A 557-nucleotide genomic window follows, 5' to 3' on the forward strand; every position below is an offset into this window, starting at 1 on the left:
GCGCCCTCTGGCAATCGGGGGATGTGCCGATGGCGGCCAGGGCAGCCATCGGGCACACTCGTCTCCATGATCCTGAGCCCCGAGTCCCTGTCTGAACTCAGCGCCGAGCAGATGCGCGAGATGCTCGGCCGGCTCATGGGCGACCTGCGGCACAAGCAGGCGATCATCGACAAGCTCACGCACGAGAACGCGGTGCTCAAGCGGCTCAAGTTCGCCGCCCAGTCCGAGCGCTTCAGCCCCGAGCAGCGCAGCCTGCTCGAGGAGTCGCTCGACGCCGACTTGCAGGCCGTGGCCGAGGAGCTCGAAGCGCTCGCGCCGCCCACACCTGAGGGCCAGGTCAAACAGCAGCCCAAACGCCGGCTGCTGCCGGCTCACCTGCCCAGGCGCGAGATCCACCACGACCCTGAGTCGACCACCTGCGCCTGCGGCTGCCAGATGAAGCGCATCGGCGAGGACGTCAGCGAGAAGCTGGACTACGTGCCGGGCACGTTCACGGTCGAGCGCCACATCCGCGGCAAGTGGGCCTGCGCGCAGTGCGAGACGATTGTGCAGGCGCC

At 68.6% G+C, this 557-nt stretch carries 1 protein-coding gene; it reads left to right on the forward strand.

The window, feature by feature from the left end:
- Positions 1 to 66 precede the first annotated feature (66 nt).
- The coding region (locus C6P61_RS17080; RefSeq protein ID WP_425319770.1) for an IS66 family transposase zinc-finger binding domain-containing protein at positions 67 to 557 on the forward strand (491 nt) is incomplete at its 3' end.

The organism is Malikia spinosa (genome assembly GCF_002980625.1).
Lineage (GTDB): Bacteria > Pseudomonadota > Gammaproteobacteria > Burkholderiales > Burkholderiaceae_C > Malikia > Malikia spinosa.